This is a genomic window from Novosphingobium sp. CF614, assembly GCF_900113255.1.
GTDB lineage: Bacteria > Pseudomonadota > Alphaproteobacteria > Sphingomonadales > Sphingomonadaceae > Novosphingobium.
In genome coordinates this window covers 27,988-51,187 of the sequence record NZ_FOOR01000001.1, presented here as the reverse complement: position 1 = coordinate 51,187, position 23,200 = coordinate 27,988, and the positions used below count along the sequence as shown (strand labels likewise).

23 protein-coding genes and 1 other RNA gene are annotated in these 23,200 nt (G+C 66.8%); 9 read left to right on the top strand and 15 right to left on the bottom strand.

Annotated features, from left to right (window positions below; genetic code table 11):
* Window positions 1–45 precede the first annotated feature (45 nt).
* The 6 genes from BM052_RS00205 (at window position 46) to mmsB (ending at window position 5,921) form a co-directional block, all read left to right on the top strand.
* A complete protein-coding gene (locus tag BM052_RS00205) occupies window positions 46–1,470 on the top strand; it encodes an aldehyde dehydrogenase family protein (protein WP_091141931.1) in 1,425 nt (474 codons plus the stop codon).
* Between the two features lie 72 nt (window positions 1,471–1,542).
* Window positions 1,543–2,040, top strand: a complete 498-nt coding sequence (locus BM052_RS00200; protein WP_091141930.1) for a hypothetical protein — start codon at window positions 1,543–1,545, stop codon at window positions 2,038–2,040.
* Window positions 2,041–2,065: 25 nt separating this feature from the next.
* The gene (locus BM052_RS00195) at window positions 2,066–3,208 is read left to right on the top strand and encodes an acyl-CoA dehydrogenase family protein (RefSeq protein WP_091141929.1); all 1,143 of its coding nucleotides are present in this window, start codon (window positions 2,066–2,068) and stop codon (window positions 3,206–3,208) included.
* Complete coding sequence (locus tag BM052_RS00190; RefSeq protein WP_091141927.1) at window positions 3,208–4,251, top strand: enoyl-CoA hydratase/isomerase family protein; 1,044 nt, start codon at window positions 3,208–3,210, stop codon at window positions 4,249–4,251. Before BM052_RS00195 ends, BM052_RS00190 begins: the two co-directional genes overlap by 1 nt.
* On the top strand, window positions 4,248–5,030 hold the full coding sequence (locus BM052_RS00185; protein ID WP_091141925.1) for an enoyl-CoA hydratase-related protein: 783 nt from the start codon (window positions 4,248–4,250) through the stop codon (window positions 5,028–5,030). Before BM052_RS00190 ends, BM052_RS00185 begins: the two co-directional genes overlap by 4 nt.
* Window positions 5,031–5,051: 21 nt before the next feature.
* Entirely contained in the window at window positions 5,052–5,921 is an 870-nt protein-coding gene (mmsB, locus tag BM052_RS00180) for a 3-hydroxyisobutyrate dehydrogenase (RefSeq protein WP_091141923.1), read from the top strand.
* A 201-nt stretch (window positions 5,922–6,122) separates the two neighbouring features.
* On the opposite strand, the gene BM052_RS00170 is transcribed toward mmsB, so the two are convergent.
* From BM052_RS00170 to BM052_RS00155, 4 genes are read right to left on the bottom strand one after another with little or no spacing between them, the layout of a single operon-like run.
* Entirely contained in the window at window positions 6,123–6,683 is a 561-nt protein-coding gene (locus BM052_RS00170) for an NUDIX hydrolase (RefSeq protein WP_091141919.1), read from the bottom strand.
* Complete coding sequence (locus BM052_RS00165) at window positions 6,680–7,366, bottom strand: TPM domain-containing protein (RefSeq protein WP_091141917.1); 687 nt, start codon at window positions 7,364–7,366, stop codon at window positions 6,680–6,682. Before BM052_RS00165 ends, BM052_RS00170 begins: the two co-directional genes overlap by 4 nt.
* Window positions 7,367–7,378: 12 nt before the next feature.
* On the bottom strand, window positions 7,379–8,176 hold the full coding sequence (locus BM052_RS00160) for a TPM domain-containing protein (protein ID WP_091141916.1): 798 nt from the start codon (window positions 8,174–8,176) through the stop codon (window positions 7,379–7,381).
* Between the two features lie 7 nt (window positions 8,177–8,183).
* Entirely contained in the window at window positions 8,184–8,789 is a 606-nt protein-coding gene (locus tag BM052_RS00155) for a LemA family protein (protein ID WP_091141914.1), read from the bottom strand.
* 192 nt (window positions 8,790–8,981) lie between these two features.
* On the opposite strand from BM052_RS00155, the gene mscL reads away from it, so the two are divergent.
* Together mscL and ssrA are read left to right on the top strand one after the other, a co-directional pair.
* Window positions 8,982–9,413 (top strand): large conductance mechanosensitive channel protein MscL, encoded by a 432-nt coding sequence (mscL, locus tag BM052_RS00150; protein WP_091141913.1) that lies wholly within the window; start codon window positions 8,982–8,984, stop codon window positions 9,411–9,413.
* A gap of 4 nt (window positions 9,414–9,417) precedes the next feature.
* Window positions 9,418–9,816, top strand: a transfer-messenger RNA (tmRNA) gene (ssrA, locus tag BM052_RS00145).
* A 144-nt stretch (window positions 9,817–9,960) separates the two neighbouring features.
* Here ssrA and BM052_RS00140 read toward each other — a convergent pair.
* Entirely contained in the window at window positions 9,961–10,248 is a 288-nt protein-coding gene (locus BM052_RS00140; RefSeq protein ID WP_255405860.1) for a hypothetical protein, read from the bottom strand.
* A gap of 279 nt (window positions 10,249–10,527) precedes the next feature.
* On the opposite strand from BM052_RS00140, the gene BM052_RS00135 reads away from it, so the two are divergent.
* Window positions 10,528–12,639 carry a malate synthase G gene (locus BM052_RS00135; RefSeq protein WP_091141911.1) on the top strand — a complete coding sequence of 704 codons (2,112 nt, stop codon included), beginning with the start codon at window positions 10,528–10,530 and terminating at the stop codon, window positions 12,637–12,639.
* 145 nt (window positions 12,640–12,784) lie between these two features.
* Here the strand turns inward: BM052_RS00135 and galA are convergent, their stop codons facing one another.
* The 10 genes from galA to BM052_RS00085 all read right to left on the bottom strand — a co-directional run bounded on the left by galA (window position 12,785) and on the right by BM052_RS00085 (window position 23,173).
* Window positions 12,785–15,682, bottom strand: coding sequence for a beta-galactosidase GalA (gene galA, locus BM052_RS00130; protein WP_091141909.1), 2,898 nt, complete (start codon window positions 15,680–15,682; stop codon window positions 12,785–12,787).
* Window positions 15,679–16,440 carry a copper homeostasis protein CutC gene (locus BM052_RS00125; protein ID WP_091142947.1) on the bottom strand — a complete coding sequence of 254 codons (762 nt, stop codon included), beginning with the start codon at window positions 16,438–16,440 and terminating at the stop codon, window positions 15,679–15,681. The genes galA and BM052_RS00125 overlap by 4 nt, the downstream gene beginning before the upstream one ends.
* 99 nt (window positions 16,441–16,539) lie before the next feature.
* Window positions 16,540–17,385 carry a fumarylacetoacetate hydrolase family protein gene (locus BM052_RS00120; RefSeq protein ID WP_091141907.1) on the bottom strand — a complete coding sequence of 282 codons (846 nt, stop codon included), beginning with the start codon at window positions 17,383–17,385 and terminating at the stop codon, window positions 16,540–16,542.
* Window positions 17,382–17,729, bottom strand: a complete 348-nt coding sequence (locus BM052_RS00115) for an L-rhamnose mutarotase (protein WP_091141906.1) — start codon at window positions 17,727–17,729, stop codon at window positions 17,382–17,384. Before BM052_RS00115 ends, BM052_RS00120 begins: the two co-directional genes overlap by 4 nt.
* A 2-nt stretch (window positions 17,730–17,731) precedes the next feature.
* Window positions 17,732–19,033 carry an L-fucose:H+ symporter permease gene (gene fucP, locus BM052_RS00110; RefSeq protein ID WP_091141904.1) on the bottom strand — a complete coding sequence of 434 codons (1,302 nt, stop codon included), beginning with the start codon at window positions 19,031–19,033 and terminating at the stop codon, window positions 17,732–17,734.
* 32 nt (window positions 19,034–19,065) lie between these two features.
* Window positions 19,066–19,806, bottom strand: coding sequence for an SDR family oxidoreductase (locus BM052_RS00105; protein ID WP_091141902.1), 741 nt, complete (start codon window positions 19,804–19,806; stop codon window positions 19,066–19,068).
* Complete coding sequence (locus tag BM052_RS00100; RefSeq protein WP_091141901.1) at window positions 19,803–21,032, bottom strand: UxaA family hydrolase; 1,230 nt, start codon at window positions 21,030–21,032, stop codon at window positions 19,803–19,805. Before BM052_RS00100 ends, BM052_RS00105 begins: the two co-directional genes overlap by 4 nt.
* Entirely contained in the window at window positions 21,032–21,361 is a 330-nt protein-coding gene (locus BM052_RS00095; RefSeq protein WP_091141899.1) for a UxaA family hydrolase, read from the bottom strand. The genes BM052_RS00100 and BM052_RS00095 overlap by 1 nt, the downstream gene beginning before the upstream one ends.
* Window positions 21,342–22,175, bottom strand: coding sequence for an amidohydrolase family protein (locus BM052_RS00090; protein ID WP_091141897.1), 834 nt, complete (start codon window positions 22,173–22,175; stop codon window positions 21,342–21,344). Before BM052_RS00090 ends, BM052_RS00095 begins: the two co-directional genes overlap by 20 nt.
* A complete protein-coding gene (locus BM052_RS00085) occupies window positions 22,172–23,173 on the bottom strand; it encodes an aldo/keto reductase (RefSeq protein ID WP_177198259.1) in 1,002 nt (333 codons plus the stop codon). Before BM052_RS00085 ends, BM052_RS00090 begins: the two co-directional genes overlap by 4 nt.
* Window positions 23,174–23,200 lie beyond the last annotated feature (27 nt).

The window sequence follows — 23,200 nt, the reverse complement described above, 5'->3', positions numbered from 1 at the left end:
GTGTCCCGGCATGACCGGCACGCGGAAAGTCAAGGGAAGATGCACATGGCTACCGCAGAACTCATCGCCGATACTCCCGTTTCCACCGAGGTTGCCGAGCTCGTTGCACGGTCGCGGGCCGCGCAGGCGCAGATCGAGAACTACACCCAGGAGCAGGTGGATCGCCTGATCCGCGGCATGGTCTGGGCGGTCGCCAAGCCCGGCGTGGCGGAGGAGATCGCCCAGCACACCGTCGATGAGACGCAGCTGGGCAACTACCGGGGCAAATTCCTCAAGATCTCGGTCAAGACCCGCGCGGCGCTGATGGACATCATCGACGACAAGTCCGTCGGCGTGATCGACGAACTGCCCGAACGCAACATCGTCAAGATCGCCAAGCCGATCGGCGTGATCGGCGCGCTTTCGCCTTCCACGAACCCGGAGGCGACCCCGGTCATCAAGTCGATCCATGCGGTGAAGGGCCGCAACGCGATCATCATCTGCCCGCACCCGCGCGCCAAGATCACCAACAAGATCATCTGCGACAAGATGCGGGCCGCGCTCGTCGCGCTGGGCGCTCCGGCCGATCTCGTGATCCCGATCGAGACTCCCTCGGTCGAGAAGACCAACGAGGTCATGAAGCAGTGCGACCGCATTCTCGCCACCGGCGGCAGCCCGATGGTGCAGGCGGCCTACAGTTCGGGCACGCCGGCGCTTGGCGTGGGCGTGGGCAATGCCGTCATCACCGTGGACGAAACCGCCGACCTTGACGACGCGGCCGAGAAGATCCTGCTGTCGAAGACGCTCGACTACGCGGCGTCCTGCTCTTCGGACAACGCCGTGATCCTGCTCGACGCGATCTACGACACGATGCTTGGCAAGCTGAAGGAGAAGGGCGGCTTCGTCCTGAACGAGGTACAGAAGGGCAAGCTGCAGAACGCGATCTGGGAAGACGGCGAGCACATCAATGCCAAGGTCGTTGCCCAATCGCCGCAGTTCATCGCCGATTACGCCGGCTTCGAGATCCCGGAAGGCACCCAGTTCTTCATCGTGCCGGAAGTCGGCTACGGCAAGCAGCATCCGTTCTCTGGCGAAAAGATGACGGTCACCATGGCGCTCTACCGCGCCAAGGACATCGATGAGGCGATCGCGCTGACCAACGCGATCCAGTCCTACCAGGGCCAGGGGCATTCCTGCGGCATCTACTCGACCTCGGACGAGAACATCATGAAGCTGGCGATGCATACCAAGACCAGCCGTGTCATGGTGAACCAGCCGCAGGCCGCCTCGAATTCGGGCAACCTGTGGAACGGCATGCGCCAGACTTTCTCGCTGGGTTGCGGTTCTTGGGGCGGCAACGCGACCAACAGCAACGTTTCGTGGCGCGACCTCATCAACGAGACCTGGGTCTCCAAGCCGTTGCCGACGCCCAAGACGCTGCCGAGCGACGAGCAACTGTTCGGCAAGGACGTGATCGAACTGGTCGGCTGACGCTCTTGCGGCAACCGGAGGGACCGGGATGCGTTCCCGGTCCATTCCGGAACCCGCGAAGGAGAAAGTCCGATGACCAAGACCGCGTTGATCCCCGCCGCCGCGCTCGCCCTGGCGCTGTCCGCCTGCTCGGGCGGCGGCGAGGCGCCCAGACAATCGTCCGAAGAGGCGTCGGAGGAGGCGTCCGAGAAGGCACCCTCCAGCGAGGCCGCCGCGCCGGAAGCGACGAGCGAGGCGGTCGCGACCGCCGCTGGAACCATACCGGAGGTCCTGCGCGGCCGCTGGGGCCTGGTTCCCGCCGATTGTACCAGCACCAAGGGCGACGCCAAGGGCTTGATGACGGTGAGCGCCGACAAGCTGACGTTCTACGAATCGGTCGCCGAACTGGGGCAGGTCAAGGCAGCCGAAGCGGACCGCGTGGCCGCCTCCTACGCATTTTCAGGCGAAGGGCAGACCTGGCTTCTCGATGTCGCGCTGTCGTCGCCCGATGGAGGCAAGACTCTCGTTCGCAGGGATTCCGGGCCGGACGCCATGCCCGGACCGCTTACTTATACGAAGTGCCCATCATAGGCCGATGACAAGAACAGGGGCAGCAATGATCGAACAGTTTGGGCTGACGGAGGACCAGGTCGCGATCCAGGAGACCGCGCGCAAGTTCACCGCGGACAGGATCACGCCGTTCGCGGCCGAGTGGGACGAACGGCACCACTATCCGGTGGACGTCTGGAAGGCCGCCGGCGAATTGGGCTTCGGGGCGATCTACGTTTCGGAGGAGAGCGGCGGCATCGGCCTTGGCCGCCTTGACGCGGCGCTTATCATGGAGGCCATGTCCTATGGCTGCCCGGCGACGTCGGCCTATATCTCCATCCACAACATGGGCGCCTGGATGATCGACCGCTTCGGCGACCAGCAGCTCAAGGACCGTTACCTGCCCGAACTGGTGACGATGGAGAAGATCGCCAGCTATTGCCTTACCGAGCCCGGATCTGGATCGGACGCGGCGGCGCTGAAGACTTCGGCGCGGCTCGACGGCGATCACTACGTGGTCAACGGCACCAAGCAGTTCATCTCCGGCGGCGGCGTCAACGACGTCTATCTCGTCATGGCCCGTACCGGCGAGCACAAGTCGCGCGGGATATCCTGCTTCGTGGTCGACAAGGACACGCCGGGCGTCAGCTTCGGCGCGCCGGAAAAGAAACTGGGCTGGAATTCCTCGCCCACCGCGCAAGTGGTCTTCGAGGATGCCCGGATCCCGGCCGAAAACCGGGTCGGTGCCGAGGGAGACGGCTTCAAGTTCGCGATGGCCGGCCTCGACGGCGGCCGCCTCAACATCGGCGCCTGTTCGCTGGGCGGCGCGCAGCGCTGCCTTGACGAGGCGGTCCAGTACGTCAAGGATCGCAAGCAGTTCGACCAGCCGATCGCCGAGTTCCAGAACACCCAGTTCACGCTCGCGCAGATGGCCGCCGAACTGGAGGCGGCGCGCGCGCTGCTGTACCTTGCCGCCACCAAGGTGACCGCCGGCGCGCCCGACAAGACCCGCTTCGCCGCCATGGCCAAGATGATCGCCTCCGACACCGGCTCCTCGGTGGTTGACCGCGCCTTGCAGTTGTTCGGTGGTTACGGCTACCTCAAGGACTATCCGATCGAACGTTTCTGGCGCGACCTTCGCGTTCACCGCATCCTTGAGGGCACCAATGAAGTCATGCGCATGATTATCGGCCGGGACCTGCTGAAGTGATGACCGACGAACTGCTCACCCGGCGCGATGGGGTCGCCGGGCACATCTCGCTCAACCGGCCCAAGGCGATCCACGCGCTGACGCTCGGCATGTGCCAGGCGATGACGGCGATCCTGGCCGAATGGGCGCATGACCCACAGGTCAAGGCGGTGATCCTCGATCATGCCGAAGGCAGGGGCTTCTGCTCCGGCGGGGACATCAACCTGCTGCGCCAGTCCGCGCTGGAGGACGGGGGCGCGGCCGGCCGCAAGTTCTTTTTCGACGAATATCGCCTCAACCACCAGATCTTCACGTATCAAAAGCCCGTCGTCGCCTTCATGGACGGCATCACGATGGGCGGGGGCGTGGGCATCTCGCAACCGGCCAAGTACCGGGTGGCGACCGAGAACACCCGTTTCGCGATGCCCGAAACCGGGATCGGCCTGTTTCCGGATGTCGGCGGCGGCTGGTATCTTTCGCGCCTTGAAGGCCGCGTCGGGCAGTTCCTGGCGATCACCGGTGCCCGGCTCGACGGTTCGGAATGCCTCTGGGCCGGGCTGGCCACGCATTACCTGCCGTCCGAAACGCTGCCCGAGGCCAAGGCGCGCATCGCCGCCGGGCACGAGATCGGCGGCGTGCTCGCGGCGCTGGCGGTGACGCCGCCCGAACCGAAGATCGCGTCCCACGCCGCCGCGATCCGCAAGCATTTCGCGTTCGACAGGCTGGAGGACGTGTTCGCCTCGCTGGAAGGCGACGACAGCGAATGGGCGGCGAAGGAACTGGCCGCGCTGCGGACCAAGAGCCCGCAGGCCTGCAAGGTATCGCTGCGCCAACTGGCCGAATCCGCCAGGCTGGCCAGTTTCGCCGAGAACATGGCGATGGAGTATCGCATCGGTTCGCGCACGCTCACGCTGCCTGATTTCGCCGAAGGCGTGCGGGCCGTGATCGTCGACAAGGATCAGGCGCCGAAGTGGCGGCCTGCCACGCCCGAAGGCGTGACCGACGACTTGCTGGACGCGATCTTCGCGCCGCTCCCCGTGGAAGAGGAATGGAAGCCCCTATGAGCTACGAAATGATCCTGGTCGAACGGAAGGGTGCCGTCACCCTCATCACGCTCAACCGCCCCAAGTCGCTCAATGCGCTCAATTCGCAGGTGCTGGTGGAACTGATTGATGCTTTCGCCAAGTTCGAGGGCGACAAGTCGCAGGGCTGCGCGGTCATCACCGGTTCGGGCGACAAGGCCTTCGCCGCCGGTGCCGACATCAAGGAGATGTCCGACAAGCCGAGCGCGGAGTTCTATTCCGAGGATTTCTTCGCCGGCTGGACCAGCCAGATCGTCAAGACCACGCGCAAGCCCTGGATCGCCGCTGTCAACGGCTTCGCGCTGGGCGGCGGCTGCGAGCTGGCGATGATGGCGGACTTCATCATCGCTTCGGAAAACGCCAGGTTCGGCCAGCCCGAAATCAAGCTGGGCGTCGCACCGGGCATGGGCGGCTCGCAGCGCCTGACTCGCGCGGTCGGCAAGTCGAAGGCGATGGACATGTGCCTTACCGGGCGCATGATGGATGCCGCCGAGGCCGAGCGCGCGGGCCTGGTGAGCCAGGTCGTGCCGGCCGAGAAGCTCCTTGAAGTGGCACTGAAGTCGGCTGAGACGATCGCGGCGATGCCGCCGCTCGCGGCCATGATGAACAAGGAGATGGTCAACATCGCGTTCGAGACGACGCTGGACACCGGCCTCGTCATGGAGCGCCGCATGTTCCAGGTGCTGACCGCGACCGAGGACAAGGCCGAGGGCATGGCGGCCTTCGTCGAGAAGCGTCCGGGCGCCTGGAAGGGAAAATAAGACGATGAAGGAGAAGACAACGTGAAGATCGCATTCATCGGTCTTGGCAACATGGGCGGCGGCATGGCCGCGAATCTCGTCAAGGCGGGGCATGAGGTGCATGCCTTCGATCTTTCCGGGGAGGCGCTGGCCAAGGCGAAGGAGCACGGCTGCGCGACTTTCACCGCCGTTCCCGATGCGGTCGCGGATGTCGACGCGGTCGTGACCATGCTGCCCAACGGCGCCATCGTGAAGAGCGTCTATACCGCCGACGTGATCGGCAAGGCGCCCCAGGGCGCGCTGTTCCTCGATTGCTCGACGATCGATCTCGCCACCGCGCGCGAAGTCGCGGCGCTGGCCGAGGCGGCGGGATACCAGATGGTCGATGCGCCGGTATCGGGCGGCATCGCGGCCGCCAACGGCGGCACGCTGACGTTCATGGTCGGCGGCACCGAGCAAGCGTTCGAGAAGGCCCGGGCCGTGCTCGATCCGATGGCCAAGGCGGTGATCCATGCCGGCGCCATCGGCAGCGGCCAGGTCGCCAAGATGTGCAACAACATGCTGCTGGCGATCCATATGATCGGCACCTGCGAGGCACTGGCGCTGGCCGAAAAGGCGGGGCTCGATCCGCAGAAGTTCTATGAGATCAGCTCGAAGTCCACGGGCTACTGCTGGTCCCTGAACGACTACACCCCGGCCCCGGGTGTCGGTGCCGCCAGTCCGGCGGACAACGGCTATGCCGGCGGCTTCGCCTCGGCGCTGATGCTCAAGGACTTGCGCCTTGCCATGGAGGGCGCGAGCACCGCCGGCGCCTCGGTGCCGATGGGCGAGCACGCCAAGGCGATCTACGAGGCTTTCGTGGAGGCCGGCAACGGCGGCAAGGACTTCGGCGCGATCTTCACGACGCTGTGATATTCCCCCGGTCCAGGGCGAAGCGCGGTATGCGCTTGCCCTTGGTCCGGCCGGTGAGGTGGAATAGAAAGCAGCGGTCGCAGCGATAGGGGCGCAGGGGATAAGCGGCCTGTTCGGCGACCCGGAGCGCGTCCGCCTCGCTCGCGAACCGGGCTTTCCTTCTGCATATGCTGAGCCGGGTGCGCATGGCGGGTCCCGGCTTCAGCCCAGCAGCCGCGCGCCCAGCAGCGTCAGCATCTTCACGTCGATGGCATAGCCTTGCGTCCGCCAGCCGTCGATCGCCTGCCCGATGCCGGAGAGCGGCACGCGGTGGACGACGATGTCCTCGTGGTCGACGCCGCCGCCGTTGCCGACCTTTTCCAGGTCGTGCGCGCGGAACAGCGTGAAGCTTTCGCTGACCATGCCGGGCGAGGAATGGAATTCGCCGATCGTATCCATGCGGCCCGCGCGGTAGCCGGTCTCCTCTTCCAGTTCCCGCGCGGCGGCCACGGCGGCATCTTCGCCGGCGCAATCGTCGTGATCGCCGACGAGGCCGGCGGGCAGCTCGATGCAGCGACTGCCCAGCGGAACCCGGTATTGATCGACCAGGATCACGTGCTCTCCATCGTTTCCAGCGGTATCGATCGCAAGGATCACCGCCGCATGGATGCCGCGCGCGCGGCCGACGTATTCCCACCGGCCCCGTCGCTTGGCGGTGATGAAGCGGCCTTCCCACATGACTTCCTCGGGCTTGTCGGCGTCATGATGGTCGGAGAAGGTCATACTTCGATCAGCCTGTCGGGAAGTTCGTTCACGTCGTCGTCGGCGCGGGGGAAGTGGGGGGCCACGATCGCGCCGACTTTCTCGATGGCGGCGATCATGCCGTCGGCCACGCGTCCCTCGCGCACATGGGTGAGCATGGCCTGCATGGCGTCGCCCCAGACTTCGGGATCGACCTTGGTGGCGATGGCCTGGTCGGCGACGATTTCGGCGCGGTGCTCGCGCATCGAGAGATAGACGAGCACGCCGGTGCGCCCGGTGGTGCGACGTTCGGCGCCGATGCGGAAGGCGCGGATCGCGCGGTCGTGCACGCGCATGGTCTTGATCGGCGCGGGGACCAGCCAGAACTTGAGCGGCCGCCAGAGCTGGAGCAGCATCATCGCGCCGAACTTGATCGTGGCGACCCCCGCCGCCAGCGTCAGAATCGCGCGCGGCGTCCATTCGTGGCCCCAGTCGGCCAGCAGGCGGTCGTAGAGGCCCAGGTAGAAGTCGGGCGCGATCGCCAGCGCCGCCAGGGCCAGCAAGGCCGCCGCCGCCGACCAGCTCAGCGCGACGTCGGTATAGCCGTCGGAACGTTCCGCGATGATCGTGACGATCTCGCCCGAACTGAGCCCTTCCGCGTCTGCCACCGCCTTGCTGACGCGGGCACGGTCGTTTTCGGAAAGGTGGTTGATGGGGGAGGGCATGTCCGATCTCCTCTACCAGCTGCCGCTCGATCCGCCGCCGCCGAAGCTGCCGCCGCCGCCGGAGAATCCGCCGCCGCCGAAGCCGCCTCCACCCCAGCCGCCTCCGCCGCGATGGTCGTCGTCATGGCCGAAGAGGCCGGGCGCCCAGATGATCGGCCCGCCGCCGAACCGCCGCCGACCGCCGCCGCGCGCCTCGCGGATCATCGGGATGACGAAGAAGATCAGGATCACGGCGATGAAGACCACCGCGCCGAACGGGAAGCCCCCGCCTTGCTGGCGCTGCTGGTCGGCTTCCGCCGCGATTTTCTGGGCTTCTTCGGGCGGCAGGGTCAATTGCTTGATGATCGCGTCGGTTCCCGCCTCGATCCCGCCGGCCATGTCATCCTGCTTGAAGCGCGGGACGATGGCCTTGTTGATGATGAGGAAGCTCATCCCGTCGGTCAGCACCGGCTCCAGGCCGTACCCCACCTCGATGCGGACCTTGCGCTCGTTCGGGGCGACGATCAGCAGGGCGCCGTTGTCGTCACCCTTCTGGCCGATCCCCCAATTGCGGCCGAGTTGATAGCCGTAGTCGGCAATCTCGTAGCCTTGCAGGTCCGGGATCGTCGCCACCACCAGCTGGCGGCGCGATTGCTGCTCCAGCGCCGCGAGCTTCTGCGTCAGGCGGGCTTCCTCCGCATCGGGGATGATGTTGGCGGCATCGACGACGCGCCCCGTCAGCTTCGGAAACTCCTGCGCCATCCCCGCCTGGGGGACGAGAACGGCGCAGAAGACCGCCAGGATGGCCGCCAGCGCGGCCCCGATACGCATCACCGGCTCAGATCTTGCCTTCGAGGTTCGGGGCGACTTCGGCGCCCGGCGTCACCGCCTTGTAGGGGACCAGCGGCTCCGCGCCGCGCAGGCGGGCGCCGATCATCGTCGGAAAGGTGCGCACTTCGGTGTTATAGTCCTGCACCGCCGCGTTGTAGTCCCGGATGGTGATGCGGATGCGGTTTTCCTGGCCTTCCAGCTGGCTTTGCAGCATCTGGTAATTGGTGATCGACTTGAGGTCCGGATAGGCTTCCACGCTGGCGAGAAGGCGGCCGAGGCCCTGCGAAAGCTGGCCCTGGGCAGCGGCATACTGTTCCATCTTGGCCGGATCTTTCAGATCCTCCGCATTGATCTGGATCGAAGTGGCCTTGGCGCGCGCTTCCATGACGCCGGTAAGGATCGCCTTCTCCTGCTCCGCCGCGCCCTTGGCGACGGCGGCGAGGTTGGGGACCAGGTTGGCGCGTTCCTGGAAGGCGGCCTGAACGTCGGCCCACTTGGCCGCGGCGGCTTCCTGCTTGGTGGGCACCGAGTTGAAGCCGCAGGCGGCCAATGAAAGCGCTGCCATCAATACGATCAGGGCGCGGCCCTTACGGGCGGCGTGCGAAAGGCTCATGGGATACGATCCTCCTCTTGGCACCGGCGTCGCCGGCGTCGTGCGTTAGATAGCGTTCCCCGGTGTCGGATCAAGGACAGCCGATCCTTCGCCGTCATCCTTCGCAAGATTGTGACGTCATGGTGTCTGTGGCAGGAACGCGATGCCGGCCCAAGCAGTGGCGGCCATCGAGAAAAAGGGGACCACGAACCCATGTTCCAGGAGTTCAAGACCTTCGTCATGCGCGGCAACGTGCTTGACCTTGCCGTCGGCGTCATCATCGGCGCCGCCTTCGGCAAGATCGTTACATCGTTGACCGACGACGTCATCATGCCGTTCGTCGGCCTGTTCACCGGCGGCAACGACTTTTCCAACAAGTTCATCGTGCTTGGCGATATCCCGGCCGGCTACCATGGCGAGATGACTTATGCGGCGCTCAAGGCGGCCGGGGTGGCGATGCTGGGCTACGGCGCGTTCCTGACCGCCGCCATCAACTTCCTGCTGCTGGCCTTCATCATCTTCCTGATCGTGCGGCAGGCCAATAAGCTCCTGGCCGCTCCCAAGCCGGAAGCGCCCGCCGCTCCCCCCGGGCCGACCGAGATCGAACTGCTCGCGGAGATTCGCGACGCGCTCAAGAAAGGCTGATCGCTCACTTCACATTCAGGCGCGATCCTCTATATGGGCACCTGCCGGACATGTGCCGGCTATGACGATAAACTGCGCCGTACAATAGACGCAGCGGACCCGGGGGCGGTACCCGGCGGCTCCACCACCATCACCGCGCTCCACGACAGGGAGGCGGCGGTGTTGATGACGGGGCCGAACTAGGATCGACGTGTGTTGAAAAGCGGTGTTTTCGTCCGGGCTGAGTAACCCGTTAAAGGCTCAAAACTCATAAGTGCCAACGACAACGAAGCACTTGCTCTCGCCGCGTAATTCTAGGGCCTAGCGGCCTGAAGTTACAAAGCTAGAACGCGGTTGGACCCACCGGTCAACAGAAGCGGATTCCAGGGGCCCGGGGTGAGCCTGGCAACAGAATCACCCCACTTTCCTTGCCGCTTCCGGCCTGGGCCGCGCGGCGAAGCCTTTCGACGGGATCAAGTCTCGTGCGGCGAGGCTCACCTTCTCCCTTCGTTGTCGCGAGGCGGCGGGTTGCGTGCGGCAATCCTGGATTTGCCAGGATGGCGGCCGTTCAGGCGGCTTCCCGCGTTATCTCGGCAGGGGTGATCTCCGCGGGGGTGGGCGGGGCTTCGTCCGGCGCCCGCTGCGCCCGTTCGTACCGGATGCAATCGAGGATCTTGGCGCCGGCCATGAATACCGCGCCGGTGCAGGCGAGAAACAGCAGTTTGCCGCCGAATCCCGGAAACCGCGTCAGGTAGACGCTGCCGCGCTCCACCGCGCCCAGCGCCAGCGCATAGATAATCATGTACGCTTCCCAGCGCGTCTTGATCGTGAACAGGCGGCTGATTTTCCGAAGCATTCCAGTCCTCTTGTCGTCGTCCCCCTTCAGCAACGTTCGTGCCAATCGCGCGTTCCCGCCGAATCCGATCCTTAACAATGGCTTGAATGTAAGCCATTTCGACGCGCGGTGTAAGCCGCGCCGATATGGCGCGCCGATATTCCGGTCCTGCCCGCTGTTGCCATTCGCATACCCATGCGCCATAGGGCTCGCGATCCTTCCCCAGGGCAGTTTTGGTGATCGTCATGTGCGCTGCGTGCCCAAGGTGCGGCATGCGCGTTTGGAACAGTGCGAGGAAAGATGACAGACAGGGTTGAACGTTCCGGCCTCCAGGTTGACGCCGGTTTGGCGAAGTTCGTCGATGAGCAGGTGCTGGCGCCGATCGGGCAGGAGCCGGCCGCGTTCTGGCAGGGTCTGGCCGGGCTGCTGGGCGATTTCGCCCCTCGCAACCGCGCGCTCCTGGAAAAGCGCGATGCCCTGCAGGCGCGCATCGACGCCTGGCACGTTCAGCATGCCGGCAAGCCGATCGACCAAGCCGAATACCAGGCTTTCCTGCGCGAGATCGGCTATCTGGTTCCCGAACCCGGCGCCTTCACCATCGGCACCAGCGGCGTCGACCCCGAAATCGCGACGATGGCCGGCCCGCAGCTGGTGGTGCCGGTGCTCAACGCGCGCTTCCTGCTCAACGCCGCCAATGCCCGCTGGGGCAGCCTCTACGATGCCTGGTACGGCACCGACGCGCTCGATGCGGCGCCGGCGCAGGGGAAGGGCTATGATCCGGTTCGCGGCGCCGCGGTGATCGCGGCGGGCCGTGCGTTCCTTGACCGCGCGGTGCCGCTCAAGTCCGGCTCGTGGGCGGAGCTTGACGATCCCGAAGTGCTCGAACTCGCGAACGAGCGGCAATACCTGGGCGAGACCGCGAAGGGGCTGCTGTTCTCCAGCAACGGCCTCGGCATCGAGGTTGTGTTCGACGACGAGCATCCGGTGGGCAAGACCGACCGGATGGGCATTGCCGACATCGTCCTGGAAGCGGCGCTGACCACGATCGTCGATCTCGAGGATTCGGTGGCGGCGGTGGACGCCGAGGACAAGGTCCAGGCCTATGCCAACTGGCTGGGCGTCATTCGCGGTGACCTGACCGATACTTTCGAGAAGGGCGGGCAGACGATGACCCGCCAACTCGCCGGCAACAAGACGGTGACCACCGCGAAGGGCGAGGAAGGCGTGCTGCCCGGCCGCTCGCTGCTGTTCGTGCGCAATGTCGGCCACCTCATGACCAACCCGGCCATTCTCCTGCCCGATGGCGGCGAGATACCCGAAGGGATCATGGACGCGGTCATCACCAGTGCCATCAGCACCCAGGACGTGAAAGGCCTGACCCGCTACGGCAACAGCCGCGAAGGCAGCATCTACATCGTCAAGCCGAAGATGCACGGCCCGGAGGAATGCGCCTTCACCAACGATTTGTTCGATGCGGTGGAGGATCTGCTGGGGCTGGCGCGCAACACGGTCAAAGTGGGCGTGATGGACGAGGAGCGCCGCACCTCGGCCAACCTTGCCGCCTGCATCCACGCGGTGAAGGACCGCATCGTCTTCATCAACACCGGCTTCCTCGATCGCACCGGCGACGAGATCCACACCTCGATGCGCGCCGGGCCGGTGATCCGCAAGAACGACATCAAGGGCAGCACCTGGATCGCCGCCTATGAAAAGCGCAATGTCGCCATCGGCCTTGCGCACGGTCTCTCGGGCGTCGCCCAGATCGGCAAGGGCATGTGGGCCGCGCCCGACAAGATGCACGACATGATGGAACAGAAGATCGGCCACCCGAAGACCGGCGCCAACACCGCCTGGGTTCCTTCGCCCACCGCCGCGACGCTGCACGCGATGCACTACCACGAAGTCAACGTGTTCGGCCTGCGGGAGGAGATCTCCGCGCAGCCGGTGCCGGGCCTCGACCAGTTGCTGGAGATCCCCCTGGCGGCCGGCGCCAACTGGTCCGAGCAGGAAGTGCGCGAGGAACTGGACAACAACGCGCAGGGCCTGCTCGGCTACGTGGTGCGCTGGATCGACCAGGGCGTCGGCTGCTCCAAGGTGCCGGACATCAACGACGTCGGCCTGATGGAAGACCGCGCGACCTTGCGGATTTCCAGCCAGCACATGGCGAACTGGCTGTTCCACGGCGTCTGCACGCGCGAGCAGGTGCTCGATTCGCTCCAGCGCATGGCCGCCAAGGTCGACGCGCAGAACGCCGGTGATCCGCTCTACGAACCGATGGCAGGCAACTGGGACACCAGCTTCGCCTTCCAGGCCGCCTGCGACCTCGTGTTCAAGGGTGTCGAGCAGCCCAACGGCTACACCGAGCCGCTGCTCCATGCCTGGCGCTTGAAGAAGAAAGCCGCGCTGGCCTGAGGCCCGCCAAGGCTTTGCCCTCCGGGCCGCGCGTCACCAAGCCCTGGTCCGCGCCGGCCCGGCGGCGCCGCACCTTCGACGAAAGGCGAGCGGGCCTCGATCAGGCTCTGGGGTGCCATGCTCCGTGCCGGCGACAATCCCCGCGCTAGACTTCGGCCAGCACCGCCCCGGCGATGCCGGACGGTACGCCGGGGCTGGACCGAACCAGCAGCGCGATTTCCCGCGCGCCGGGCGGCAGCGGGGCGGCCAGCGGCGCCGGCGCGGCATCGGCCTTGCGTGCCAGCAGCACGCCATCGACCCAAAGTTCCGCCACGCCGGCGAGACGTTCGAACAGCAGGCGTCCGCCCTGCCTCACCAGCGCGCGCCTTGCAGGAACCGCCGCTCGATAGATGCGCCAGCGCGCTTCGGGCTCGGGCGCGGCGGTCCAGGGCGTGCGAACGAACGACCACAGGTTGTTGTCGCCATCGGCCGGACGAAGTGCGGGATCGGGCCGTTCGACATAGGCCGGCGAACACCGCAGCTCCGCAATCGTCGCGCGCGGCGGTTGCGGCGCGATGGCCGGTGGGCGCATCGCGGCACGAACCGGCACCGCGATGCGGGCCGGGACAAGGCCCGCCGCGCGCGCTTCGATCAACACCTGCCCCTCGCGCGCGTCCGCACGGACGATCAGCTGGGCGAGGCCATTGAACAAGGAACGTTCCGGCGCCTTCTCGCTTTCGTGGCAGTTGGGATCGCCGTTACCCACGCCGATCAGCGTGCCGCCCCATGTCCGGAATGTCACCCTGGCGTCCGCCAGCGGCACGTGAACCCCCTTTGCATCGACGGTGTCGACAGTGAACGCCGCCACATCCTCGCCATCGCCGCGCAAGTCGCGGCGCGTCGCGGTCAACCGGAGGGCGACCGCCGGCCCGGCCGTGCGATGCACCGCGCGGGCGACCACTTTTCCGCCCTGCAGCGCTTCGGCCGCGATCACGCCGGGGCGGTAGATCGCCTTGAACTCCGCGCCCATGATCCGGTCGCAGGGCTTCTCGCCAATGACCTCGCCGTTCATGCGCAGGCGCACCTGTTCGGCGTTGGAAGTGACCAGAATGTCGATTTCCTGGCCTTCCCGCCCCGGCCAGGTCCAGTGCGGAGCGATGCCGACCACTGGCTGCCCGTCGATCCATTGCGCGCGGCGGATGTCATAGGCGGTCTTGGCGAAACCGCAGAGGTCGAGAATGCCGAAGAAGCTGGCGATGGTCGGCCAGGCATAGGGCGTCGGCTCGCCGTGATAGTCGAAGCCGGTCCAGACGAAGCCCCCGGCCACGAAGGGCCGCCGCGCGATTTCGCGCCAGGCCTGGCGATGCGTTGCACCCCAGCCCGCCGCTTCGCGATCCATCGACGAGATCACATGGCGCTGGGGATCGTCGGCATAGGCTCCGCGCGTCATGTAGGCGCTGGTATCTTCCGAACTGGTGAGCGGCAGATCGGGGTGAGCGGCGTGAAAGCGATCGTAGTCGCCGGGATAGTAGTTGAACCCCGCCACATCGACGACCTGCGACACGTTGACCGGATCGTGGAACGCACCGTTCATCGCCGCTGTCACCGGGCGGCTATCGTCAAGTGCGCGGACGGCGGCGCGCATGCGGCGGACCATCTCCACCCCTTCGGGCGTACCCTGCATCGGCTCTTCGTTGAATACCGACCACAGCACCACGCACGGATGATTGCGATGCGCCCGCACGAGCCATTCCAGCTGGGCCATGTTCTCGGGCGCGGGATTGAAGACGCGGTTCTCGTCCATGACGAGGAAACCCATGCGATCGCACAGGGCGTAGAATTCCTCCGCCTGGGCATTGTGCGAGCAGCGGATCGCATTGCAGCCCAGATCCTTCAGCCGCAGCAGCCGCCAGGCGAGCAGCGCATCGGGCACACCGATGCCGACCCCCGCGTGGTCCTGATGCAGGCAGACGCCCTTCAGCTTCACCGGCTGCCCATTGAGCAGGAAGCCGCGCTGCGCGTCGAAGCGGACGGTGCGAAAGCCGATGGGAATTCGCCTTGCATCGGCGCCGTCCGGGCCATCGAGCGTCACTTCGACTTCGTAAAGCGCGGGATCGACCACCGACCAGAGCCGGGGCTCCCCAGCCGGAAGCACGAACCGCGCCTCGGCGCTCGCCAGCGGTCCGACCGAAACCCGCACCGCGCCGCGCGCGATCTCTCGCCCTTCGCCGTCGCGTAGCACGGCGGCGACCGAAACGATGCGCGCTTCGCCGGCGACGCTTTCCAGCGTGACCGCCAGCGGCACCTGCCAGCGCCCGTCGACCAGCCGGGGATCGCAATGGACGCCGTCGGTAGCGATGCAGACAGGCGAGCGCTTCGCCAGCCAGACATGCCGGTAGAGCCCGGCGCCCTCGTACCACCAGCCTTCCATGGCATCGGCATCGACGCGCACGGCGATCACGTTGTCGGCATCGCCGAAACGGGCGAAGGGGGTGATATCGACCAGCACCGCGTTGTAGGCGGAAGTGTTGCGGGCGACGATACTGCCGTTGAACCAGATCGTGCAGGCGGTGGCGATGCCGCCGAACTGCAGCTCCAGCTTCTTGCCGCGATCGGCCGGGTCGAGCCGGAAGGTTCGGCGATACCAGCCCTTGCCGCGCGGGCGGTAGCCTTGCGAAACGTTGGCCTCGCGCACGAAGGGTTGGGCCGAAGCCCAGTCGTGCGGCAAGCGCAGCACCGGCCAGTCGCTGTCGTCCCAGTCGACCGCCGCCGCGCCGCGCGCATTGCCGGCCTTCACCGACAGGTAGGTTTCGTGATGGCTGGCCGGCGGCGGGACGACGATGTCGCCTTCATGAAAGCGCCAGCCTTCGTCCAGCAGCCAGCGCGAAGGATCGGGCTGCGGCAGGAACCATGGTGCATCGCCGCGCGGACCAAGGCCATGCAGCAAAGGCGATTCCGGTTCGGCGGCGGCACCGCGCGCCAGCGACGCGGCCGGATCCAGCAAGGGCAGCGCCCCGGCGGCAAGCGCGCCGCCCAGCAGTTCCCGTCGCCGCATCCCGGTCATCCCACGGCAAGCGCATCAAGCGCGCGGCGCAGGGCGCGCACTTCTTCCCGGGCGGTCCGTCGGCGCGGACCGTTCGCGAAGCCCAGTGCGATCACGCGCGGATCGGGCGATTGCCCATCGGTTTCGGCGGCCGATGCGTGGACCGCGCGCGCGCCTGTTTCCGCGATCACGTGCGCGACGTTGCCGGCGCGGATGCCCGATCCAGGCATGATCGTCAGGCGGTTGCCGGCGCGCGCGCGCATGGCCTTCAGCACGCCCAGGCCATCGCTTGCCCGGATGGCTCCTCCGGAAGACAGGATGCAGTCGAAGCCGAGGTCCGCCGCGAGGTCGACGCCCGCAAGCGGATCGTCCGCCAGGTCGATGGCACGGTGCAGCGTCAGCCCCGCGTCCGGCCGGATGGCGCGCATGGCCTGCACCCAGCGCGCCATCGCGGCGCGGTCGAGCATGCCATCGCGGCCCATGCCGAACACCAGCCCGTCCACCCCTTGCGCCAGCAGGGCCGCGCCTTCGGCTTCGGCGACGGCCAGGTCGGCTTGCGCGTAATCGAAATCGCCGTCGCGGGGGCGCACCATGGCGCGAACGGCAAGGCCCCTTGCCCGCGCGGCGCGGACCGCCTCTGCGGCAAGGCCGGCCGACGGCGTCAGCCCCCCGACCGCAAGCGCGGAACAAAGCTCGATCCGGTCCGCGCCGCCTTCGATGGCGGCGTGAAGATCATCGATCGTTTCGACGCAGATCTCGAGGAGAATGGACTCGGCCACGATCTCAACCTTCACGAACGGGCGAGCGGGACGATCTCGCCGAGAGGGCGTCCCCGATCTTCGCCATCGAGCACCGGCCTGGCAAAGTCATCGTCCGGATCAGGCCGCCGCCACCACGACCTGGCGCTGGGTCCCGAGCTTTTCAATGCCGAGTTCGACCACGTCGCCCACATCGAGGAAAACCTGAGGATTCAAGCCCATCCCGACACCCGCGGGCGTGCCGGTGGTGATGATGTCGCCCGGCTGAAAGCTCATGAACTGCGACATGTAGCTGAGCAGGAAGGCCGGCTTGTAGACCATCGTGCGGGTCGAGCCGTCCTGTCGGCGCTGGCCGTTCACGTCCAGCCACATCGCCAGCTGGCCGGGATCGCCCACTTCGTCGGCGGTTACCATCCACGGGCCGATCGGGCCGAAGCTGTCGCAGCCCTTGCCCTTCATCCACTGGCCCTGGCGTTCGATCTGGAAAGCGCGTTCGGACACGTCGTGGCAGACGAAATAGCCGGCGATGGCGGCGCGCGCGGTATCTTCGTCGGCATAGCTGACGTGGCTGCCGACCACGAAGGCAAGCTCTACTTCCCAATCGAGCTTGGTGCTGCCGCGCGGCTTGATGATCGGATCGTTCGGCCCGCAGATCGCGCTCGTCGCCTTCATGAAGGCGATGGGTTCCTCCGGCACGGTGGCGCCGGTTTCGGCGGCATGGTCGGAATAGTTCAGGCCGATGCAAATGAACTTGCCGACACCGGTCACGCAGGGGCCGAGGCGACCCGGATCGGCGACCGCAGGCAGGCTTTCCGGATCGATCGCACGGATGCGGTCGAGCACGTCGGGCGCAAGCGCCGCGCCATCGATATCGCGCACCACGCCGGAAAGATCGCGCACCGTGCCGCCCGCGTCGAGCAGCCCCGGCCGTTCCCCGGCGGCATTTCCATAGCGCAGCAGCTTCATGTCAGGTCCTTTGTCTCGATATGGTCGGTCAGGTCGAAAATGCGGTCGGCGCGCAGCCACTTCACGCCCTGCGGCGCGGCGGGCAGCGGTTTCTGGAAGGGGTCCATTCGGCGTTCCCACTCGGCGGAGGCTTCGCTGGTCACGCGGTCGGCCGCGGTTGCCTCGCCGCCGGTCTCGCACACCATCACCAGCCGGTCGCCGGCGCGGTAGATTTCCATGGCCGTCACGCCCGATCCAGCGATATCGGCGATGACCTGCGGCGGAACCCGGCCCGGCCGGTGCCAGTCCTCGTAAGCCGCCGCCAGCGCCTGGTCCGATAGATCGAGCAGGAACACTTCTCGCATAGTCAGGCGCCTGTTTCCGACTTGCCCAGGGCGGAAAGACCGAACGCCGCCACCACGACGAAGCTGGCCAGCGGCACCGCCATGCCGAGCTGGAGCGAATGCGCCTTGTCCGCGATTAGCCCGACCAGCGGCGGGAACACCGCGCCGCCGATGATGGCCATGATGATGAGCGAGGAACCAAGCTTGGTCTTCGCGCCCAGCCCGGCAATGCCCAGCGCGAAGATCGTCGGGAACATGATCGACATGAAGAAACTGGTCAGGCCGAGCGCGATCACCGCCGCCCAGCCGGTCGCCGCCATCGCGACGCCGCACAGCAGCGCCGCGATCAAGCCGAAGATCACCAGCAGCCGCGCCGGCTCGACAAAGCGCATCAGCGCGGTCCCGGTAAAGCGCCCGGCCATGAACGCCATCAGGCTGTAGCCGAGGAGATGCGCGGCCCGCATTTCGCCGACGCCGACCAGATCCTGCGCGAAATTGATGAAGTAGCTCCAGATCACCACTTGCGCGCCGATATAGAAGAACTGCGCGATCACCGCGCGGCGCAGCATCGACGAGGCCGGAATGCCGGGTGCGGCGGAAGCATCGCCAGCCGTTTCCTCGTCCATCGGGGGAAAGCGCGTCAGCCATACCACCAGCGCCAGCAGGAGCACCAGCAGGCCAAGCCCGAAGTAGGGCATCTGAATCGCATGGGCTTCGGTTGCACGATAGGCATCGACCTGGCCGGGCGTCATCGCCGCGAGCTCCGCCGGGGTGTGCTCCACGCCCGAGAACATCATCGCCCCGCCGATGAACGGAGCGATGAACGCGCCGAAGCCGTTGAAGCTCTGCGCAAAGTTGAGCCGCTGCGCTGCCGTGCCGGCCGGCCCCATCACGGTGATGAGCGGGTTGGCCGCGGTTTCCAGGAACGCGAGGCCCGCGGCGATGATGTAGAGCGCGGCAAGGAAGAAGCCGAACACGCGCACTTCGGCGGCAGGCCAGAACAGGAACGCCCCCGCCGCATAGAGCCCCAGCCCGATCAGCAGGCCGTTGCGATAGCCCAGCCGGGTCATCACCCAGCCCGCCGGCAGCGCCACGGTGAAGTAGCCGAAATAGAACGCGGTCTGCACCAGGCCCGATTGCATCCGCGAAAGCTCAAGCGCCTTCTGGAACTGCTTAATCAGGATATCGTTGAAATTGTTGGTGATCGCCCACATGAAAAACATGCTGCAGACAACCGCGAAGGGCACCAGCAGTGCCCGATCGAACAGGCCCTCTCCGGTCTTTCCGCCGCCATCATCGGCCAATCTCGTCCCTGCCAGCGCCATACCCCCTCCTTGCGGGATTTATTTCCCGGTCTTCAACTGTTCGACCAGCCGCCATCGATGACGTGGCACTGCCCCGTGGTGAAAGACGATGCGTCGCTGGCAAGATAGAGCGCCAGCGCCGCGATCTCTTCCGGCCGGCCGATCCGCCCCATCGGCTGGCGCGCGGTGAAGGCCGCCATGGCCGCGTCGAAATCGCCGGTCGCGGCAAGCCGCTGCTCCAGCGAGGGCGAATGCACCGTGCCCGGGCAGATCGCATTGCAGCGGATGCCCTGCTGCACGAAATCGACGGCGACGGCCTTGGTCAGCCCGATCACGGCGGCCTTGCTGGCCCCGTAGGCGAAGCGGTTCGGCACGCCGATCACCGAACTGGCGACCGATGCCATGTTGATGATCGATCCGCCGCCACGCGCGATCATGGCGGGAAGCAAGGCCCGCGTCAGGCGATACATGGCCGTGACGTTGAGATCGAAGGCAAATGCCCAGTCCGCCTCGCTGCATTCCAGAATGGTGCCGTTGTGCACGCAGCCCGCGCAATTGAACAGCACGTCGAACCCGTCCTCAGTCCCCGCCAGCGCATCGATCGCGGCGGCATCGGTCACATCCAGCACCAGGGTGCGGCAACCTTCGAGCCCGGCCAGCGCCTGGGGGTTGCGATCGGCGGCAAGAACATCGGCCCCGGCATCGCGGAAGGCTTCGGCGCTGGCGCGGCCGATGCCCTGCCCGGCGCCGGTCACCAGCGCGCGCTTGCCCGAAAGGTCGAATGGCCTGCTCATGCATTGCTCCTGTGCGCGGCCAGCGGCATGCAGGTCGGGCCGCTCGCTTCGAATTGCTTGTAGGTGAGGATGAATTCCTGATGGCCAAGCGCCTCGGACCGGCTTTCCTCGCCCGATGCGACCGCGATCACCTTGTCTAGGATCTCGCCCCCGACCCCGTCGAGAGTCGCCTGGCCGAGCAGGACGCGGCCAGCGTCGATATCCATGTCCCCGGCAAGGCGCGCATAAGTCTCGGGATTGGCGCAGACCTTTATCACGGGAGAGATCGCCGATCCCACCACCGAACCGCGTCCGGTGGTGAACAGGATCACGTGGCAACCCGAAGCGATCATCTCGACGATCTCGGCATTGTCGGAGATGTTGGGAAAGCCAAAGCGCACTTCGCCGTCAGGCACCACGTCCATCAGGTAAAGGCCCGCGCCCGGAGCCTGTTCGCCCGGGCGGATCAGGCCCGAAATCGGCGAGGCGCCCGACTTGGAATAGGCCCCGAGCGACTTTTCCTCCTGCGTGGTCAGCCCGCCGTCGGCATTGCCGGGGGCGAAGCTGCCATAGCCGAGCGTGGTGTAGTACCACACCGCCTTGGCCACGCTGGCCTCGATCGCTTCGCCAAGCTCGGGCGTGATCGCGCGGCTGGCCATGACCTGCTCGCACCCGATAAGTTCGCCGGTTTCCTCGAAAATGCATGTCGCGCCCGCCGCCACCAGCGCATCGAAGCAGCGCCCGACGGCGGGGTTGGCGGTGATGCCGCTGGTGCCGTCCGATCCGCCGCAGATCGTGCCGACGACAAGATCGGAAAGCGCCATCGGCACGCGCCTGACCTGCGCGGCGGCTGCACGAATGCGCTTGGCCGCCGCCACGCCCGCCGCGATCGTCGCCAGCGTGCCGCCCGCTTCCTGGATGACGAGGGTTTCGACCGGCCGCCCGCTGGCGGCGACTTTCGCCGCCAGCGAACCGCGATCGAACCCTTCGCAGCCAAGCGAGACGATCAGCACGCCGCCGACGTTGGAATGGGTGGCGATCGCCTCCATCATCCCGGCGGCATATGTGTTGGGATAGCACCCGGGAAAGCCGACAAGCTGCACCGCCGGATCGTCGCAGGCCGTGACGATCCGGCGCGCCACGTGATGCGCGCATTCGACCAGGTAGGCGACCAGCACCGCGTTGCGGATGCCCTTGCGCCCGTCCGCGCGCAGATAGCCGGAAAACGAAGGGCCGCTGCTGTCCACTAGATGTTGGCCCCTTCGATGTCGCCGCCGCGCCCGTGGGCGGGAATGTAGTCGCTGGCGAGGTTGTGAGAATGCACATGCTCGGCGATCGCGGCGTCGGCGGTCATGCTGCCGATCGGCGCGCCATAGCGCAGGACCTTCTCGCCCGTGCGCAGCGCCTGCCGGGCGATCTTGTGGCCCAGCCGGATCGGCTGCGACAGGCGCACCCGGATACCGTCGATCGCCACCGTATCCCCTTCGGCCGCGTCGCGCGTGCAGATCAGGACATTGTCCGCCGGGTCCAGCAGCAGGAACGCGCCCCGCCCTTCCTCAGCTTGCGGCGAGCCCATAGAATTCCATTCCGTTGAGAGCGAAGACCCGCTTGCGTCCTTCGGCGCCGATCCCGTCGAGCAGACGGCGGCACTGCGCGAGCCAGTCGCGATATTCGCCGGCCAGGCGGATGACCGGCCAGTCGCTGCCCCAGATCGTGCGCCCCGCTCCAAAGCAGGCGATGATCTGGTCGACATAGGGTGCGATCACTTTGTCGGAACGGTCCCCGCCCGCCTCGGTCCACAGCCCCGAGAGCTTGCACCAGACGTTGGGATGGGCAGCCAGCGCCTCTATGTCCCGCGCCCAGGGGGATAGCCCGCCCCCGGCGATGTCGGGCTTGCCGCCGTGATCCAGCACGATCCGCAAGTCGGGATGCCGGCGGGCAAGCTCGGCGATATCGGCGATCTGCCCGTGCCTGACCAGCGCGTCGAACCCCAGGCCGAGCTGCGACATCGCGCGCATCGCCGGCTCCACGTCCGGCCGCAGGACCCAGCCCGGCTCGGCGATGTCCTGCAGCATCGGACGCAGGCCTTTGAGCAGCAGTTGCCGCGCCAGCGCGGTCACCCGGTAGACCGCATCGGGCGCCGCAAGATCGACCCAGCCCACCACCCCGCGCACCAGCGGGTTGGCGCGGGCAAGGTCGAGCAGCCAGTGCGTTTCGGCCAGGCAGGGCGCGGCTTGCACCAGGACCGTCGCGGTCACGCCCGCGCCCGCCGCCTCGGCGGCGAGATCGGCCGGCAGGAAATCGCGATCGATCGGCTGCATCCCCGGTGTCGGCCAGTCGGTGAAGGGATTGGCCATGACCCAGAAGTGCTGGTGCGCATCGAGGATCATCCGCCGACATCCACCGGCGACACCGGCAACGGCGCCGCCGGATCGACAAGTCCCCGGGCGACGAGATCGGTCCAGAAAGCGTCGGGGATGGCCCGCCCGGCAAGCGTCAGCGCGCGATCGACCTCGGCAGGTCGCGCCAGCCCGGGAATAACCGCTTCGACCGCGGGATGCGCCAAGGGGAACTGGAGCGCCGCGGCCGCGAGATCGACCGCGTGCGCATCACACACCGCCTCGATCTCGCCGACGCGCGCGATCACCTCCGGCGGTGCGGGCTGATAATTATAATGCATTGGTCCGCCGGTGCGCGTGCCGCTCGCCAGGATACCGCTGTTGAAGACGCCGCCAAGAATGATTTTCGCCCCGTGCGCCAGGCAACCCGGCAGGAATCCGTGCAGCGGCTCCTGCTCCAGCAGGGTGTAGCGTCCCGCCAGCAGGAACCGGTCCCACTGGCCGATCGTCATCGCCTCCACGCAGGCCTGCCATTCGTTGACGCCAAGGCCGATCATCCCGACATCGCCCGCGCGGCGCAGTTCATCGAGCGCGCGATAGCCGCCCTCGGCCAGATCGGCGAAGTGGCGCGCCGCATCCTCGCCATGCGTGGCCACGCCGATGTCATGGACAAGCAGGATGTCGATGCGATCCAGCCCGAGCCGTTCAAGGCTGCTTTCATGCGATCGCATGACCCCATCGTAACTGTAGTCGAAACGCACCCGATACGGCAACGGCGCAACGAAACCATGGCGCTCGCCCGCGCCCGCAAGCGCGGCATCGGGTTCGAGCAGGCGGCCGACCTTGGTGGAAATGCGAAACGCGTCGCGGGGACGCCGGCCCAGGAACGCCCCCAGGCGCTGTTCGGATCGGCCGAGACCGTAATAGGGCGCCGTGTCGAACAGGCGCATGCCGCCGTCCCACGCGGCTGCAAGGGTCTGCTCGGCCACGCGGTCATCGACGGCGCGGTACAGATTGCCAAGCGCTGCCCCGCCAAACCCGAGCCTCACGCCCACACCCCCAGACTGCAGCAAGGC

Excerpts from the sequence above, each read along its gene's own strand:
- BM052_RS00205 (WP_091141931.1), top strand. The coding sequence starts at position 46 with ATGGCTACCGCAGAACTCATCGCCGATACTCCCGTTTCCACCGAGGTT.
- BM052_RS00200 (WP_091141930.1), top strand. The coding sequence starts at position 1,543 with ATGACCAAGACCGCGTTGATCCCCGCCGCCGCGCTCGCCCTGGCGCTG.
- BM052_RS00195 (WP_091141929.1), top strand. The coding sequence starts at position 2,066 with ATGATCGAACAGTTTGGGCTGACGGAGGACCAGGTCGCGATCCAGGAG.
- BM052_RS00190 (WP_091141927.1), top strand. The coding sequence starts at position 3,208 with ATGACCGACGAACTGCTCACCCGGCGCGATGGGGTCGCCGGGCACATC.
- BM052_RS00185 (WP_091141925.1), top strand. The coding sequence starts at position 4,248 with ATGAGCTACGAAATGATCCTGGTCGAACGGAAGGGTGCCGTCACCCTC.
- BM052_RS00170 (WP_091141919.1), bottom strand. The coding sequence starts at position 6,683 with ATGACCTTCTCCGACCATCATGACGCCGACAAGCCCGAGGAAGTCATG.
- BM052_RS00165 (WP_091141917.1), bottom strand. The coding sequence starts at position 7,366 with ATGCCCTCCCCCATCAACCACCTTTCCGAAAACGACCGTGCCCGCGTC.
- BM052_RS00160 (WP_091141916.1), bottom strand. The coding sequence starts at position 8,176 with ATGCGTATCGGGGCCGCGCTGGCGGCCATCCTGGCGGTCTTCTGCGCC.
- BM052_RS00155 (WP_091141914.1), bottom strand. The coding sequence starts at position 8,789 with ATGAGCCTTTCGCACGCCGCCCGTAAGGGCCGCGCCCTGATCGTATTG.
- mscL (WP_091141913.1), top strand. The coding sequence starts at position 8,982 with ATGTTCCAGGAGTTCAAGACCTTCGTCATGCGCGGCAACGTGCTTGAC.
- BM052_RS00140 (WP_255405860.1), bottom strand. The coding sequence starts at position 10,248 with ATGCTTCGGAAAATCAGCCGCCTGTTCACGATCAAGACGCGCTGGGAA.
- BM052_RS00135 (WP_091141911.1), top strand. The coding sequence starts at position 10,528 with ATGACAGACAGGGTTGAACGTTCCGGCCTCCAGGTTGACGCCGGTTTG.
- galA (WP_091141909.1), bottom strand. The coding sequence starts at position 15,682 with ATGACCGGGATGCGGCGACGGGAACTGCTGGGCGGCGCGCTTGCCGCC.
- BM052_RS00120 (WP_091141907.1), bottom strand. The coding sequence starts at position 17,385 with ATGAAGCTGCTGCGCTATGGAAATGCCGCCGGGGAACGGCCGGGGCTG.
- BM052_RS00115 (WP_091141906.1), bottom strand. The coding sequence starts at position 17,729 with ATGCGAGAAGTGTTCCTGCTCGATCTATCGGACCAGGCGCTGGCGGCG.
- fucP (WP_091141904.1), bottom strand. The coding sequence starts at position 19,033 with ATGGCGCTGGCAGGGACGAGATTGGCCGATGATGGCGGCGGAAAGACC.
- BM052_RS00105 (WP_091141902.1), bottom strand. The coding sequence starts at position 19,806 with ATGAGCAGGCCATTCGACCTTTCGGGCAAGCGCGCGCTGGTGACCGGC.
- BM052_RS00095 (WP_091141899.1), bottom strand. The coding sequence starts at position 21,361 with ATGGGCTCGCCGCAAGCTGAGGAAGGGCGGGGCGCGTTCCTGCTGCTG.
- BM052_RS00090 (WP_091141897.1), bottom strand. The coding sequence starts at position 22,175 with ATGATCCTCGATGCGCACCAGCACTTCTGGGTCATGGCCAATCCCTTC.